We start from the raw sequence: 15,936 nt of genomic DNA, 5'->3' as shown, positions 1-15,936 counted from the left end.
TTTTAACCATATGAATCTTTGAGAAATATAGATTTAATCATACATTTGAGTCCCTAAAACCAAATAAACAAACAAATAAGAAGCATGAAAAACTATACTCGTATTGCTTTACTTTCATTGATACTTTGTTCGTTCTCAGTATTTGCTACCACAAACAATGGCAAAAGACATGTGAATAAAACGACGAAAGCTGTTCAAAAAGTAGCAAATCAAAATCAAACACAAGCGATAACACCTTTCTTCTATGAAGATTTCGCTTCAGGACTTCCTTCAGGATGGCAAGCTCTTGATAATGCCGGTAATGGCGTAAACTGGAGTTACACAACAACCGGAATTGCAAATCAAGGAAGTTATCCGGGATTTGATTCATTAAGCCACACAAATACATCAGCAGCAAATGGCTACATGATTTATGATAGTGATGCTTCTAATGGCAGTGTTGGTGGTGAAGATGCGGATCTGATCACAGATGCAATTGATTGTTCAGCTCACAGCAACGTACATTTATTCTTCAATGAATTATTCGCGCATTACGCTGAAACAGCAACTGTATCAGTAAGTACAGATGGTTCAACCTGGACTCAGGTATTTGATGCAGCAGCAGGAATGGCACAAAATGATGTTACTCCAAATCCGACAGCAATTGATATCGATATCACTGCACTTGCGGCTAACCAGGTAACTGTTTACATTAAATTCAACTTTACCGGTGATTATGATTACTACTGGATGGTTGATGACATTACACTTTATGAGCAAGAAGGAACAGATGCTTTCTTAACGAGCATTACTTCTCCTTCAAACAGTTGTTCACTATTATCAACTACAGAACCGATCGAAATTTCTATCTATAACAATGGTGGAACAGACATTACTCAATTCGACATTTCGTTTATCGCTGATAACGGCGCTCCGCAATTAGAAACAGTTACAACAACAATTCTACCGGGAGCAACTCTATCGTATTTGTTCTCAGCAACAGCTGATTTTTCAGCTCCGGGAGCTCACACGATTCAGGCTTTCATTACTGTATTAGGTGATACAACACAATCTAATGACACTATCAATGGAGCATTCTTTACAGGTCCACACAGCGTTCCTGGAACTCCTGGATATTCAAATGGATTTGAATTGTCTGATGACCTGTCAGGTTTCTTTATTGAAGATTTCAACAATGATTCTATCTCATGGGATCTTTCAAATGTTTTACCACATGCAGGCGACCTTTGTGCAAGAATTTCTGCTCCTGTTGCAGATGATTATCTTTTCACAACTTGTTTCGAATTGATCGATACAATGGTTTACGATCTGACATATTTCTACCGTGCTACAAGTACATCTACTCCGACTAACATGCGTGTAGTATTAGCAACGGCTCAGAATAGCTCAGCGATTTCTCAGGTTATATCTCCTGCGGTTCTGGTTTCTAATCTAGCATATTTACCGGGAACAGCTCAGATCACAGTTCCAACTTCAGGTACATACTATTTCGGTTTCCATGCTTACAATAGTGATTCACTTGTTGGATTGAGAATTGATGACATTAACATTACAGGAGCATCAGGTGTTGGTATCAATAACATTCTTGCAGGCAAAACAGTTATTTATCCAAATCCATCAACAGGATTGATCTATTTAAATAGCACTGTTAATTCAGCTACTTTCAGTGTTGAAGTTATCAATGCACTTGGACAGACAGTTTTCGCTAAGAAATTCGGTCAACTATCTGCTGAAATGATTGATCTAAGCAATCAAGCAGCAGGACAGTATGTTGTTAAAGTGATCAACGATAAAGGTGTTAACACTCAAATCGTGAATCTCACAAAATAATTTTATAGTAAGATTTTAAAAAGGCCACCTGAATCAGGTGGCCTTTTTTTGTGGATTAAGTTGACGCCAATGCGCTAGTTACCGGGACACAAGTAATGCTTTTTTCATTAGTGCACTTGTGACAAATTTTAGTGGACTTGTGTTTAATTATTCAATCAATACAATTGATTCACTTACAGTAGTTGAAGCTGATTGAACTTTCACTAAATAGATTCCTGCAGGATGGCCGGAGAGGTCGATAGTTTCATCACTTAGTGATTCGAAATTTTTAACAATAACAACTGATCCTATCGAATTGATTACAGAAACTGTGAAGTTCTTGTAATCCGTATTCTTATTCTGAATGTTCACTTTACCATTGGTTGGATTGGGATAAACACTTATCAAAGGAGCAGCGATATTTTCGTTGATTCTATTGTTGAAGTCAATACTGATATCATCTATAAATAATGAACTTGTTCCGGCAGTACTATAGAAGTGAAAACCGATTGTATAAGTTCCGGGAGGAACAGAAATCACACTGGAAGATTGCTGATAACCAGTATCAACCGGAAGAGGATCCTGAACGATTAATGTTGTCATGTCAGCAACAGAATTAGAAGCGCCGATGTATGTTTCAAGCCTGCACATATCCGTAAGATCAAAGTTCTTGTAGTAATAAGTCAGAGTATGAGTTCCACCGCTAAGAATGTCAACACACTGAGTAAATACCCATTTATCGTCAGGAACAATTGTTTCTACTTTACGAAGACAAGCAGAACCTGAATGCGTGTAAAAGGGAGAGATGTCGAAAGTTCCTGAATTACCATCCGGATATGCAATTGTGTAAGCAGTAAAGTCTTCAGAACTTTCAAAACCCATTGTATAAGGACCTGAAGTAAGATCTATACTATTATAAGAAATTGAAGCATTGGATAGTGTATCGTTCGTAAGATCAGCATCACCTGCAATCCCTATATATGCATCAATCTGATGGTAACCTGCAGTAGAAAAATCTGCATTTGAAGTAAAGGTATAAAGAGCAGATTCGTAAAAGTTGATCGTACCTGAGAAAATCTCAGTAACCGGAATCCCGCCATCAGCTATATAAGTTATATCGAAATTTGTCATAGGAGTTGAACCCAGGTTTTTAATTTCAACTGTAACAGGATACGTTGCGCTTAACGAACAACCTGTAAATTCAAAGGGAATATTTACGATTGAAGCATTAACACTCGGAGGCTCAGAAAGAGTAAGATCATCGATCATCCAATAGAATTCCCAGTTACCGGTATATTCAAAACGTATATAAACAGTAGCTTGATTTCCTGCAACTGCAGAGATGTCGAAATCTATTGCATTGGGGTTATCTGTTGCCTCATTATTAAGTAAACCGGCCTCAGCATGATAAATTTCAGTCCAGTTTGTACTATCGTTACTTACAGAAATTACTCCTGTGCTAGATGCATATTGAAAGAAATACTCATTCAACCCAAGTACAATAAATGGTTTTCCGGAACAATCAATTGCAGAAGAAGTGAGAACACCATTTGAGGGACCGGCTCCAGAGCCGGCTCCATCGGAATCAAATATAATGTAACCATTAGCTGCACTGGTACCTAATGTAGAAAGAGTGTCTGTATTTGCAGCACCAGTGGTGGTTGCTGTCCATATTACCCCGTTACCCGCAACGTCAACATTAGACCAGGCAGAAGGAATTCCTCCTGAAAAATCTTCGGTATAGAATGCAATGTTCGTCTGATTTGTCTGAAGTCCCATTCTTGCAGAAATTTCGGGAATCTGTCGGGAATTCGTTTTGCCAATAGTCTTGATTTCAGACTTACTATCAAATCCTGAAATAAGTGTTGTTTGTCCTCCTTTTGCAATTGCAAAAGCTAATGACAACAATATAAAAACTGATAACGTAATTTTTTTCAATTTGATTAATTTTAGTTTAGCAATAATAAATCAGACGAACCAGAACGAAACAAATATACCTTTAAAGTTTTCGAAATATGATACATGACGAAAATCTTACCAAAAATATTAACTTTGTAAGTAGTAAATTCTAACCTTAGGAAAATGAAGAAATTATATACTATCGCTATTCTGACATTTTTAATTAATGTTACTGCATTTGGACAATTCCAGATGAGGAATAAACAAGGGAAAACTTTAGGTAGTAGATTAAAAACAACTCAAAAGTCACACCTGACACATTCAACTGCATCTACAAATGCAATTTTATGGTCCGATGATTTTTCATCATCTGCAAACTGGGTATTGACTCATGAGCCGGGTACCGATGGTGACTGGGTAATCGGACTTACCGGTCCGGCCGGTGCAGCAGCGATAAATATTATCCAGTCAGCAACAGCAGGAAATGGTTTTGCAAAATTCGATTCTGATTCTATTTGTTCAGGAAATCAAATTGGTAATCTGACAAATGCCAATCCGATTGATCTGAGCGGTAACCCAAGTGTCAAACTTGAATTCTCGCAATACTATGCACGTTATTATGACTCGACTTATATTTATGTGAGTTCAGATAGTACAAACTGGACTCGCTTTGAAGTGAACGGTAATCTGCTGATCAATGAATACAATGGCAACAATCCCGCATTGAATCCGGACATCGTAAGTATCGATATATCTTCCGTTGCAGGAAACCAATCTACTGTATGGATCAGATTTCAGTTTTATAGTCCAAGCACGATCAACATACTCGCCGGCTGCGGTTACTCATGGATGATCGACGATGTGAGTATTTCAGAGATCTCTGCAATCGATGCTGCAGCGCAACCTTTAGCCTTCGGCGGAGAATACAGCATCATATCATTATTAAATACAACAGCGTTCAATCTGAGTGGACGTGTCATCAATAAAGGCAGTAGCGCTATTTCTTCGGGAACACTTACGTTTAATGTTTATAATTCAAGTGGACAGGTTTATACTGATGCTGCAACTATTTCATCGACTATAAATCCCGGTGATACATCGGCAATTCTGACAAGTGCCGGAGCATACGCACCGACAGATACAGGATTTTATGTTATCGAACAGATTGTAAGTATTCCAGGTGATAGTTTTACTTCAAATGATACTGCAGAAGCGTTTGTGATCGTCAACGATTCAATCAATGCACGTGATTACACTGCTATAAATGGGTCAAGTTATATTCCAGGAGGTTCAGGATTTAACGGTAACAAGGGTGTTCTCGGACAAGTTTATCATATCTATCAGTCTTCGCAGGTAACGTCAGGAACTTTCTACTTAGAAAGTCCTGTAGTTGGTGATAGTGTATCTCTTTCACTTTTTTCAATGACAAGCGGGTTGCCTGATTCAGCAAGTGTTCAAAGCTCAGTTGCCTATGAGATAACTGCCAACGATACAATTGGCGGCAATGGATTAATGTTAACATTGCCATTCGTTCCACCGATCAATGTTACAAGTGGAGATTATTTTCTGGGCGTAAATCAAGTTGACACGAATTATTTATCATTAGGAGTTGCGAATAACATTTTCACACCGGGAAAAGGATTCTTCAATGGTAGCAGTGGATGGATCGATGTAGGAAATATTTTGCAGGCAGTTTTTATTTTACGATTAAATAATCCATCGTCAACACTCGTAAGTGTATCGCAAACTGATAAAGGAAAATATTTTTCAGTCTACCCAAATCCAACAAACGGAAATATAAAAATCATTAACTCCGGAAAAGATGGAACAGTTTACGTGAATGTAGTCAATGCCCTGGGCAGTGTAGTAAAATCACTTTCATTTAAATCATTCTCAGAAGAAACAATTGATCTGTCAAATCTAAAATCAGGTAATTACACAATTCAATTTATTGCGGGAGATGATGTGGTGAATGAGAGAGTTGTACTCATAAATGGTAAGTAGTAAGTAGTAAGTAGCACTAGTAACTAAATTGCATACAGTTTTCAATTAAGTAACCAGTGCTACTTACTACTCACCACTTACTACTCACTATATAAGTCCCGTCTTCTTAATATTCTTCGCCAACTTACTTGCGAAAATAAAATCGTTTAATTCTTTATTGTCAGTTTTGAGGATATCTTCACTTGTCCCTTCCCACCATTTTTCGCCTTTGTGCACATACAAAATTTTATCACCGATCTCTAAAACAGAATTCATATCATGAGTATTTACAATTGTAGTGATATTGAATTCTTCAGTGATTTCCTTTATCAGATTATCTATGACAATAGATGTCTGCGGGTCTAGTCCTGAATTGGGTTCATCGCAAAAAAGATATTTAGGACTTGGTGCAATAGCGCGTGCAATCGCTACACGTTTTTTCATTCCACCTGATAATTCAGAAGGTGTGAGTTTCTCTACATTGACAAGATTTACACGTTTAAGACAAAAGTGAACACGTTCCCTTTTTTCTTCCAGCGACATTTTTGTGAACATGTTGAGAGGAAACATCACATTTTTCTCGACATTCAGAGAATCAAATAAAGCTCCGCCTTGAAATACCATTCCAATTTCCTGACGAAAAGGTTTTCTTTCTTTTCTTTCGAGGTTGCTGAATATTTTTTCATCGTACCAGATTTCACCGCCATCAATTTCAACTAAACCTACCATCGATTTCATCAAAACTGTTTTCCCGCTTCCACTCCCGCCTATCACAAGATTTACATGTCCTGTTTCGAAAGTAGTAGAAACACCTTTTAAGATCTGACGACCATTAAAGCTCTTTGAAATTTCCTTGATCTCTATCATGTCAGAATTAATTGAGTAAGCAGATAGTCAAAGATCAGAATGAGGATGCTGCTGTATACAACAGCGCTTGTACTTGATTGTCCAACTTCCAATGCACCACCTTCAGTATGGTATCCATGGTAAGCAGATACAGTTGTGATGATATAAGCGAATGTTATTGTTTTGATCAATGCAAAAACAATATTGAATGGTACGAAAGAATCCTGAATACCTTTCACATAATCAGCAGAACTAACCACTCCTGCAAGTACACCTGCGATCCAGCCGCCGGCAATTCCAAGAAACATAGAGATGAGTACCACAAAAGGAAAGATGAACATTGCTGCAAGGATCTTTGGCAAGACCAGATAAGCGGAAGAGTTTATCCCCATAATTTCCAAAGCATCGATCTGTTCAGTAACACGCATTGTTCCGATCTCTGATGCAATACTTGACCCGATCTTTCCTGCTAATACAAGCGACATCATAGTCGGAGAGAATTCCAGAATAATTGAATCGCGGGCTACAATACCTACTGCTGATAATGGTACCAGTGGGTTGACAAGATTGTAAACAGTTTGAATTGTAATTACTGCTCCCATAAAGACAGAAGTAAGTGCAACAATGCCTAGTGAACCGTATCCGAAATTATCTAGTTCGCGTATCAGTTGCTTCCAATAGATGGAAAATTTTTCCGGTTTAATGATCAGATCTTTCATAAAGATCCAATACCTTCCTAAGTGAAAAAGCCAATTCATAAGTGGCTGTAAAAATAATAAAAATGTCCCGCGAATCGTTCTCTTAAAGTTGTGTAATGAGGAGAATACCAACAAAGTTGTTAGAATGTGGTAATCCGAGAGTAGTAGTTCGAGATTCGAGATTGAACAACCATGGAAGCGACGATTGTCAATAAAGTGAGCCAGTCATTGAATTATTTTAAATTTAAACAGCTACTATTCGTTACCTTTACAATTCACAATACTACTATGACCTTCAACAGAAATAAAAACCGTTTTTTATTTTGTCTTATGATCTTTGCAATTTCATTTGGTAGCAGCGGTTGTTTCATTTTCAAGAAAAAGTGTGATTGTCCTTCTTTCGGAAAACGAACAGAAAAGTCAGTTGAAAAGAGTTCCTGACAAGAAATTAACTCATTCAAGCTGCAATCGTTTTTGTGCTTTCCTTTTTATTTCCGGAAAAATTTGGACAACTTCAAATTAACTATTGATTTTCAGTGTTTTATATTTGATGTTTTTCGTTTATTAATGACAAAAATCCGCTTGTTATTAGAAAATAAGGAATACTTTTGACCGCTTGTTTAAAATGATTCTTAATAAGGAAATGGGGACGACTATCAGATTGCTTTCTGAGTTGAAAAAAGGCCAAAAAGGCTTGATTGACTCATTTACTGATTATGAATTATCCCTCAAATTGTTGGAAATGGGCTGCATTCCGGGTGAAATGATTGAAGTGATCAGGATCGCTCCCTTGGGAGATCCGATCGCCATTTCAGTAGCCGGCTATATGTTAAGTCTAAGAAAGGCGGAAGCTGCGACGGTCCGTATCAAAACTAATTAAGTTTATTGAAGATCCTCTGTGACAAAAAAGATAAAAATAGCTTTAGTAGGAAATCCCAACAGTGGGAAGTCATCTGTTTTTAATGCACTCACAGGATTAAATCAGAAGGTTGCAAACTTTCCCGGAGTAACCGTTGAAAAGAAAATTGGTTACACATCACTGCGTGACAAATTTGGAAATACGGTAGACGCGGAGATCATTGACCTTCCCGGCACTTACTCCTTATATCCGAAATCGCCTGAAGAGAGAATTCCATTTCAACTGTTGTGTGACCCACAAAATGAAGCGCATCCTGATCTTACTATAGTTGTAGCCGATGGAGCGAATCTAAAAAGAAATTTATTTCTGTGTTCGCAATTAGTTGATTTGAAAATTCCTGTCATTCTTGTAATCAACATGATGGATATTGTTCGTTTCAAGAAGATCAATATCAACTTTGAAAAATTGTCTGAGCGACTTGGAGTTCCTATCGTTGCAATGAACGCCAGGAAACTTGAAGGATTAAAGGAATTGAAACTTGCAATTGTTCAACCGTTCAATCCACCCGTCAATGATTTCATTGACATCAGGGTTTTCGCTCCTGAAGTAGTTGATACAATCCGGCAAACAGTAAACGTAAAAAGTAATTACAATGCATTTCTTGTAGCAAACAATCTCGATCTTATATCGAACTTCGAAATTCCTGAATTCAAGAAAGAAAAGATACGTGCAGTTTGTGCACAATATGAATTCAATGGTCAGCAGATGCAGGCCAAAGAGACTCTTGAACGATATCGTGTGATCAGTACGATCATGCAAGAGTTCATTTCATCTCCTGAAAACCCGATTCAGAAATCACCTTCATTCCGGATTGATAATATTCTGACACATCGCTTCTGGGGATATTTTATTTTTCTTGCCGTCCTTTTTCTGGTCTTCCAGGCAATCTTTGCATGGGCAATTTATCCAATGGATCTGATAGATTCAGCATTTGCATGGCTGAGTGAACAAGTTCAGAGCTCTCTACCTCCGGGTTTGATAAATGATCTTTTAGTTGATGGAATATTAGCCGGCTTAAATGGCATCGTAGTATTCGTTCCACAAATTGCATTACTGTTTTTCTTTGTTGCAGTACTTGAAGATACCGGTTACATGTCGCGTGTTAGTTTTCTGATGGATCAGCTCATGCGGAAATTCGGATTAAATGGTAAATCACTGATTCCATTGATGAGTGGTGTTGCCTGTGCAGTTCCTGCAATTATGTCGACACGAACAATTTCGAATTGGAAAGAACGATTGATTACCATCATGGTCACACCATTGATGAGTTGTTCTGCACGTCTTCCGGTATATACATTGCTGATTGCACTGATCATTCCAAGTGATTACATCTATGGAGTGAATTTACAGGGCTTAGTCCTCATGCTGATGTACTTGATTGGTTTTGTAGCAGCACTTTTGGCTGCGTGGGTAATGAAGCATATCATCAACAGCAAAGAGAAAAGTTATTTCGTAATGGAATTACCAACCTATAGAATTCCCCGTTGGTCAACAATTGGAATACACATTGCTGAAAAAGTTAAGGTCTTTTTATTTGAAGCAGGGAAAGTAATTGTATCTGTTTCCATTATTCTCTGGTTTCTTTCATCCTTTGGTCCTTCAGATTCATTCGAAAGAATCGAAGAGAAGTACATGTCAGAAACATATACGCGGTCTATGCCGAAAGAAGAAATTGACCGTCAGATCCAGAGTGAAAAACTGGAGAATTCATATGCCGGAAGATTAGGGCATATTATAGAACCCATAATCAAACCACTGGGTTATGACTGGAAAATTGGAGTCGCTTTAATAACTTCATTTGCAGCAAGAGAAGTTTTTGTTGGAACAATGTCTACGATATACAGTGTCGGCGACGAAGCCAGCAGTAAGATGACTGTGAAAGAAAAAATGCGGAACGAAATTGATCCTGAAACGGGCGGACCAAAGTATACTTTTGCTGTAGGGATTTCTTTGATGTTATTCTATGCTTTTGCCATGCAATGTATCAGTACAGTGGCCATAGTATTCCGAGAGACCAGAAAAATCAAATACCCATTGATACAAATTTTATACATGAGCGGTATGGCGTATATAGCAAGTTTGATTGCATATCAATTGTTGAAATAATATTTATCTTCGTCCGGATTAATTAAAATTATTTTTGATCACAATATGTCCCGGGAGAAAATTGCTGCTGTATTATCGAATTATATTCCTCATGAAACAGTTGATGAATGTACCTCGTGGATCATTCAGAAAAATATCCATTTAAAAATTACACGGGGGCGTGCATCAAAATTTGGTGATTACAAACCTCTGGAAAGAGGAAAGGGACATCATATTTCTGTTAATCACGATCTGAACAAATATGCGTTTCTGATCACCTTTGTTCATGAGGTAGCGCACCTGCATACATTTACAAAATATCCATTTCGTCATGAACCTCATGGGAGAGAATGGAAAAACGAATTCAGAAATTTGCTGGGTAATTTTGTTGTAAGAAGAGTTTTTCCCGACGACATTTCAACTGCACTTTCCTCCTACCTTAAAAATCCTGCAGCGACAAGTTGTAGCGATCACAATCTTTTCAGGACTTTAAAAAAATATGATGTTAAAAATGGAAGTCAGGAAGTTTTTCATCTGGAAGAACTATCAGCAAATTCCAGATTCGCACTTTATCAATCTCGTTCGGGAATGATCTTTCAAAAAGGTGAAAAAATGCGGACCAGATTTCGTTGTCTGGAAGTGAATACCAACCGACAATATTATGTAAGTGGACTGGCCGAGGTTATTCAGATTGAAAACAATGTCAGGGAAACCGGGAAATAGTTGAATTTTAAGGCTATTATTCCCTTTTCATAGTTAAAAAGTCAGAAGATATTAATACATTTGTGAACATACGTAAACAGAATTCCAATGTCGGACAGCGCATTAATGCAGAGCGAGCAGCATATGGTTTCAGAAATGGCTGAAACATTAATTGGTTCAGAGATCATTAAACTAGCTGCTGAGATCAACGAAAAAATTCGAAACGGCGAAAGGATCTACAATTATACGATCGGCGATTTTGACCCAAAGATTTTTCCTATTCCATCTGAGTTAAATGATGCGATAATAAAAGCCTACGAAAACAAACACACAAATTATCCGGCTGCAAACGGCATGGTTGATCTGCGTAAAGAAGTTGCTGAATTTCTGAAAGAACGTCAAGGATTGAATTATTCAGCTGATGAGATTCTTATTTCAGGAGGTGCACGTCCGCTTATTTATGCTACATACATCACCTTATTGAATCCCGGTGAATCAGTAATTTTTCCGGTACCATCATGGAACAATAATCATTACTGTCATTTGTCGCGTGTGAAACCAATTTTTGTCGAGACGCGTCCTGAAAATAATTTTATGCCTTCTGCCGACGATCTTCGTCCGCATATCAAAGAAGCGACGATGATTGCATTGTGTTCCCCTTTGAATCCGACAGGTACAGTTTTCGGCGAATCACAGCTTGCAGAGATCTGCGACATGATCATTGCAGAAAATAAACGTCGCGGTCCGGGTGCAAAACCATTGTATCTGATGTATGATCAGATCTATTGGGTATTGACTTACGGCCAAACAAAGCATTACGATCCGATTTCTCTTCGTCCTGAAATGCGTGAATACACAATTTTCATTGACGGGATTTCGAAGTCACTTGCTGCAACTGGTGTACGTGTAGGCTGGTCATTTGGTCCGCGTGTTATCATCGACAAGATGAAAGCGATACTTTCTCATGTAGGAGCCTGGGCTCCGAAAGCAGAACAAATTGCTACAGCTGATTATCTGAAAAATAAAAATGCATTGAATACTTTCCTTGGACAATTCAAGCAAGCTATTGATGAAAGACTTCATGGATTTTATGATGGATTCATTTCTTTGAAAAAATCCGGATATAATGTGGATGCAATTTCTCCGCAAGCAGCAATTTATCTTACCATAAATCTGAATCTGAAAGGAAAGAAAAGTGCAAGCGGAAAAACTTTAACAACCCAAAAAGATGTGACGCAATATATTCTTGACGAAGCAAAACTTGCTGTCGTTCCATTCTCTGCATTCGGCTCATCAGATGATTCACCATGGTATCGGTTATCTGTTGGCACATGTACGAAAGAAGAAATTCCTGAGGTTTTCGGAAACTTAAAAAAGGCACTGAGCGCGCTTTCTTAAGAGTAAATATTAATTAATCCACTAACAGTTACAACCTATCGTTATCGAATAGACCTTTACTAAAAGACAAGTTTGTAACAAAATTTCTGATGAAAAACAATTACTGTATCATCATGGCCGGCGGCATTGGCAGTCGTTTCTGGCCCATGAGTCGTAACAATTTCCCGAAGCAATTCATTGACATTTTAGGAACGGGTAAAACACTTATCCGCCAAACGTATGAACGTTTTCTAAGTGTTTGTCCGAAAGAAAATATTTACATCGTAACGAATGAGGCATATCTTGATCATGTCTACAGTCAAATCCCTGAGCTGAATAAAAATCAGGTGTTGGCAGAACCGCAAAGAAGAAATACTTCACCATGCATTGCATATGCAAGTATGAAGATCTTCAGTATAAATCCGGATGCAAATCTGATTATTGCACCTTCCGATCATGTGATCACCGATGAGAAAAAATTTCACGAGGCAGTATTAAAAGGATTAGATTTCACAGCTAATAATAGTTCACTGCTAACGATCGGTATTCACCCGAGTCGCCCTGATACCGGCTATGGTTACATACAATTCAACGGCGACGAGAGCACAGAAGAATTCAAGATCAGCAAGGTGAAGACTTTTACAGAGAAACCAAACCTGGAAATGGCGAAATTCTTTCTGAAGAGCGGAGAATTTTTATGGAATGCCGGAATCTTTTTATGGAATGCAAAAACTATTTTGAAAGCTTTTGAAGACCTGATGCCCGATATGTATGCATTGTTTCAGGAAGGAAAAGAAATGCTGAACACTCCCGGTGAAGCTGAATACATTAAAAATGCATACACACAATGCAAAAACATTTCAATCGATTACGGGATTTTAGAGAAAGCAAAAAATGTATATGTACTAAGTGCAGAATTTGGCTGGAGTGATCTAGGGACATGGAAATCACTATACGAACAACTTCCACATGACACAAATGGAAATGCAATTGTAGGTCCGCATGTTATGGTCGACAACACCAAAAACTGTATTGTAAATATGTCAAACAACAAACTTGCAGTAATTCAGGGTTTGGAAAATTTCATTGTCGTTGAAACAGACAATGTGTTACTGATCTGTCCGAAAGATGATGAACAAGGAGTTCGGAATCTGGTGAATGATGTGAAGTTGAAGAAGGGGGAGAAGTATGTTTAATAATATGAAAAGAAAAGTGGAGAAACTTCCTTTTGGTTTTTCTTTTTAAATTTTCTAAAATTGCATCCATTCTGATTCCATTATGTGATTCATCATAGACACTTATTCCATTCTGGATAATAAGAACCTGGGGGGATTCGTGAATGACCTGATATCTGTTTGAAATTTCGTTCGAGATTGACTTATAGGAAATCAGATCCAGAAAATAAGGGATGATCGATTCAGAATATTCATTTTTCCACTTGGATTCAATTCTGTTCAATACCATTGAGCTGATATTGCAAGCTGTGCTATGTTTGAATATCAGGATTGATTTGGTATTAGAAACTTCGTGTAATTGATTTAAGTTTTCGATAGAGGTAATATAATTCCAGTTCACTTTATTTCAAGGCTAAATTGTGAGAGATGATTTAGGAGATGGTTCGGGCACATTCCTTCCCAACCAATAAAAAAACAGACCATCGCTATTTCTTTAAACCGAATTTGCCGGTTTCCATGAAAGTTTTAAGGCAACCATTGGGTTTAAATGATGATAAATTTGTTGTATAAGACATTTTCTCAAATTGAATGTCAATATAATCACCGCTATGACCCTTTTCCTCAAAATATTCGGGTTGATTTCCCCGAACATGATAATAACCTGATATAACGTTAGGAGGCAATTCAGTGGATGGTTTTGCATAAGTTAATCCATCAATAGTTGTATAGTAAATGGGCAACTGATAATTGTATACAGACATTTTTTGAACTCTCTGTAAATCTCCTTCTTCATTCATTGAAAAGAAAATTGTTTGTGCTGTATCCAATTCAGTCCATACTCCCCATGTCGGTAGTGAGACATTAAAGAACCGGATCTTATCATCTGATTTCTGCCAGATCAATTCTTCTATTGATTTAATGACTACCGGCCTATTCAATTCAAACTGATTACCCATATACATACTGAAGGCGGTTGGCAACGACCAATCAGCTCCTCCTATTATGTTTCGGCCAAAGCACCAGGTTCTTGAATAATCAACGATGTTTTTATCAAATACCACTGTCGCATTTTTGTTCATGTCAGGTGTCAACGTTGTGACTTCTTTCCAGAATATTTTTTGTCCCTGCCATACTGTATAATATCCATCCTGAATATAAACCGCATATGAACTCCACAAAATTAATACAACGCCAATCATTGATACAATCAATGATTTTAAGTTGCGTCTGATCTCAGATGTCAATAAAAATTCAATAAGTCCTCCTAAAAAAACTGCCCATGCTACTGTCGATGGAAGATGAACAGAAGTCAGTCTGCCTGATAGTGTAATTGGAGGATAATGCGTAAATGCCAGTAGATAAGCTGCCGGAATCATCAATGCGCCCACAAAAAGAATATATGCCGGATAGCGAATAGAAAAATTATTTTCTGCAAATAGTTCTTTTATTTTTAAAGGTAGAATTCTATTGTTTTTAAAGATGCGTTGAAGGAATTCAGGGACAACAACTATAACACTATTCAACTCAGCACTCCTCCCGGCTTTTAAAAAATATTTCAGCAGCCAAAAAGTTAAACCAATGCCTGCAATAATGATCGGGACGATCTCAATGACAAGAGCTTTTTGAATTCCTTTTAGAGTACCATATGTCATCGCTGCCAATGAACCACCAATTCCAATAAATGGTCCGGTAAGAATTCTGAAGATGAGCTCAAGTTTACTTCCTGCAATCAGGTCGTTTACTCTGGATTCACCCTGACTTGCGCGTATTAAGTATAGACAAATAATTGTTAAAGCAATCAAGGTGATATGCACTAACAATCGTTTTATAAAACTATTTTTATTATTAATTACAAAAAACGGTGCGAAAAGAAATACCAGAATTCCGGATTCATAAAACAATAAAGTCATTGCACCGAAGAGGTAAGCCGGAAAAAGATATAATCGATTTGACTTTGTATAAAATATGATTCCGAGAAGCGCACAAAATAAACTTGGCTGAAGAATGAGATTATGAGTAAGAAGTATTTTCGTGGTATCAGAAGGGCTTAACAAAAATAACAGCGCTCCTATTAAAGCACTTGGAAGACTTATCCAGTTTCTAAGGATAGAATAAACAAAAAAAGCATTTGCCGCGCAGAACAATGCGCCGATCGAATAAACAATAATTAAATCGTCGGTCAGATTTACACCAAAATAGGTAACGATTGCCGGGAAAAGAAAAGCCAATGGACGACCTTGAGGCATTTCTCTAAGGCAATTGATTGTATTTAAATAAATATCAGAACCTGGAAGACCAATAAATGAACCAACGAAAGAATAATCATCTTCATATAATCCAAACCCTTGCATTCTGAAAAAATACAAAGCGAATGTGAGCAAGGTTAATAAACCGATGATCGCAGTTCTTTGAATTATTGAATCTTTGTTGTTTATCATTTAAC

The 15,936-nt window shown here is 37.5% G+C and carries 12 protein-coding genes; 7 read left to right on the top strand and 5 right to left on the bottom strand.

The annotated features are described in order from the left end of the window. Window positions 1-84: 84 nt before the first annotated feature. The gene (locus tag IPL24_06645) at window positions 85-1,830 is read left to right on the top strand and encodes a T9SS type A sorting domain-containing protein (GenBank protein ID MBK8363364.1); all 1,746 of its coding nucleotides are present in this window, start codon (window positions 85-87) and stop codon (window positions 1,828-1,830) included. A gap of 147 nt (window positions 1,831-1,977) precedes the next feature. Here IPL24_06645 and IPL24_06640 read toward each other — a convergent pair whose 3' ends face one another. Continuing rightward, window positions 1,978-3,747: a T9SS type A sorting domain-containing protein gene (locus tag IPL24_06640; protein ID MBK8363363.1), complete on the bottom strand. Its 1,770-nt coding sequence runs from the start codon at window positions 3,745-3,747 to the stop codon at window positions 1,978-1,980. 144 nt (window positions 3,748-3,891) lie between these two features. Here IPL24_06640 and IPL24_06635 point away from each other — a divergent pair, with 144 nt between their 5' ends. After that, window positions 3,892-5,712 carry a T9SS type A sorting domain-containing protein gene (locus IPL24_06635; protein ID MBK8363362.1) on the top strand — a complete coding sequence of 607 codons (1,821 nt, stop codon included), beginning with the start codon at window positions 3,892-3,894 and terminating at the stop codon, window positions 5,710-5,712. An 87-nt stretch (window positions 5,713-5,799) separates the two neighbouring features. Here IPL24_06635 and IPL24_06630 read toward each other — a convergent pair whose 3' ends face one another. Then, a complete protein-coding gene (locus tag IPL24_06630) occupies window positions 5,800-6,558 on the bottom strand; it encodes an ATP-binding cassette domain-containing protein (GenBank protein MBK8363361.1) in 759 nt (252 codons plus the stop codon). Further along, window positions 6,555-7,295 (bottom strand): ABC transporter permease, encoded by a 741-nt coding sequence (locus tag IPL24_06625; GenBank protein MBK8363360.1) that lies wholly within the window; start codon window positions 7,293-7,295, stop codon window positions 6,555-6,557. The genes IPL24_06630 and IPL24_06625 overlap by 4 nt, the downstream gene beginning before the upstream one ends. 583 nt (window positions 7,296-7,878) lie before the next feature. Between IPL24_06625 and IPL24_06620 the strand changes: the two genes are divergently transcribed. The 5 genes from IPL24_06620 (at window position 7,879) to IPL24_06600 (ending at window position 13,514) form a co-directional block, all read left to right on the top strand. Continuing rightward, a complete protein-coding gene (locus IPL24_06620; GenBank protein ID MBK8363359.1) occupies window positions 7,879-8,115 on the top strand; it encodes a ferrous iron transport protein A in 237 nt (78 codons plus the stop codon). Window positions 8,116-8,133: 18 nt separating this feature from the next. After that, window positions 8,134-10,260: a ferrous iron transport protein B gene (gene feoB, locus IPL24_06615; GenBank protein MBK8363358.1), complete on the top strand. Its 2,127-nt coding sequence runs from the start codon at window positions 8,134-8,136 to the stop codon at window positions 10,258-10,260. Window positions 10,261-10,305: 45 nt separating this feature from the next. Continuing rightward, the gene (locus tag IPL24_06610; protein MBK8363357.1) at window positions 10,306-10,962 is read left to right on the top strand and encodes a SprT-like domain-containing protein; all 657 of its coding nucleotides are present in this window, start codon (window positions 10,306-10,308) and stop codon (window positions 10,960-10,962) included. A gap of 135 nt (window positions 10,963-11,097) precedes the next feature. Further along, window positions 11,098-12,339: an aminotransferase class I/II-fold pyridoxal phosphate-dependent enzyme gene (locus IPL24_06605; GenBank protein ID MBK8363356.1), complete on the top strand. Its 1,242-nt coding sequence runs from the start codon at window positions 11,098-11,100 to the stop codon at window positions 12,337-12,339. An 86-nt stretch (window positions 12,340-12,425) separates the two neighbouring features. Then, entirely contained in the window at window positions 12,426-13,514 is a 1,089-nt protein-coding gene (locus IPL24_06600) for a mannose-1-phosphate guanylyltransferase (GenBank protein ID MBK8363355.1), read from the top strand. Here IPL24_06600 and ytxJ read toward each other — a convergent pair. Together ytxJ and IPL24_06590 are read right to left on the bottom strand one after the other, a co-directional pair. Further along, window positions 13,402-13,878 carry a bacillithiol system redox-active protein YtxJ gene (gene ytxJ / locus IPL24_06595; protein ID MBK8363354.1) on the bottom strand — a complete coding sequence of 159 codons (477 nt, stop codon included), beginning with the start codon at window positions 13,876-13,878 and terminating at the stop codon, window positions 13,402-13,404. The two genes, IPL24_06600 and ytxJ, sit on opposite strands and share 113 nt — an antisense overlap. A 100-nt stretch (window positions 13,879-13,978) precedes the next feature. Continuing rightward, window positions 13,979-15,931, bottom strand: coding sequence for a hypothetical protein (locus IPL24_06590; protein MBK8363353.1), 1,953 nt, complete (start codon window positions 15,929-15,931; stop codon window positions 13,979-13,981). Window positions 15,932-15,936: the final 5 nt, after the last annotated feature.

The sequence above is a fragment of the Bacteroidota bacterium genome, assembly GCA_016711505.1.
Taxonomy (GTDB): Bacteria; Bacteroidota; Bacteroidia; order AKYH767-A; family 2013-40CM-41-45; genus JADKIH01.
Note: the sequence above shows the minus strand (reverse complement) of the source record. Positions and strands in the feature narration are given on the sequence as shown.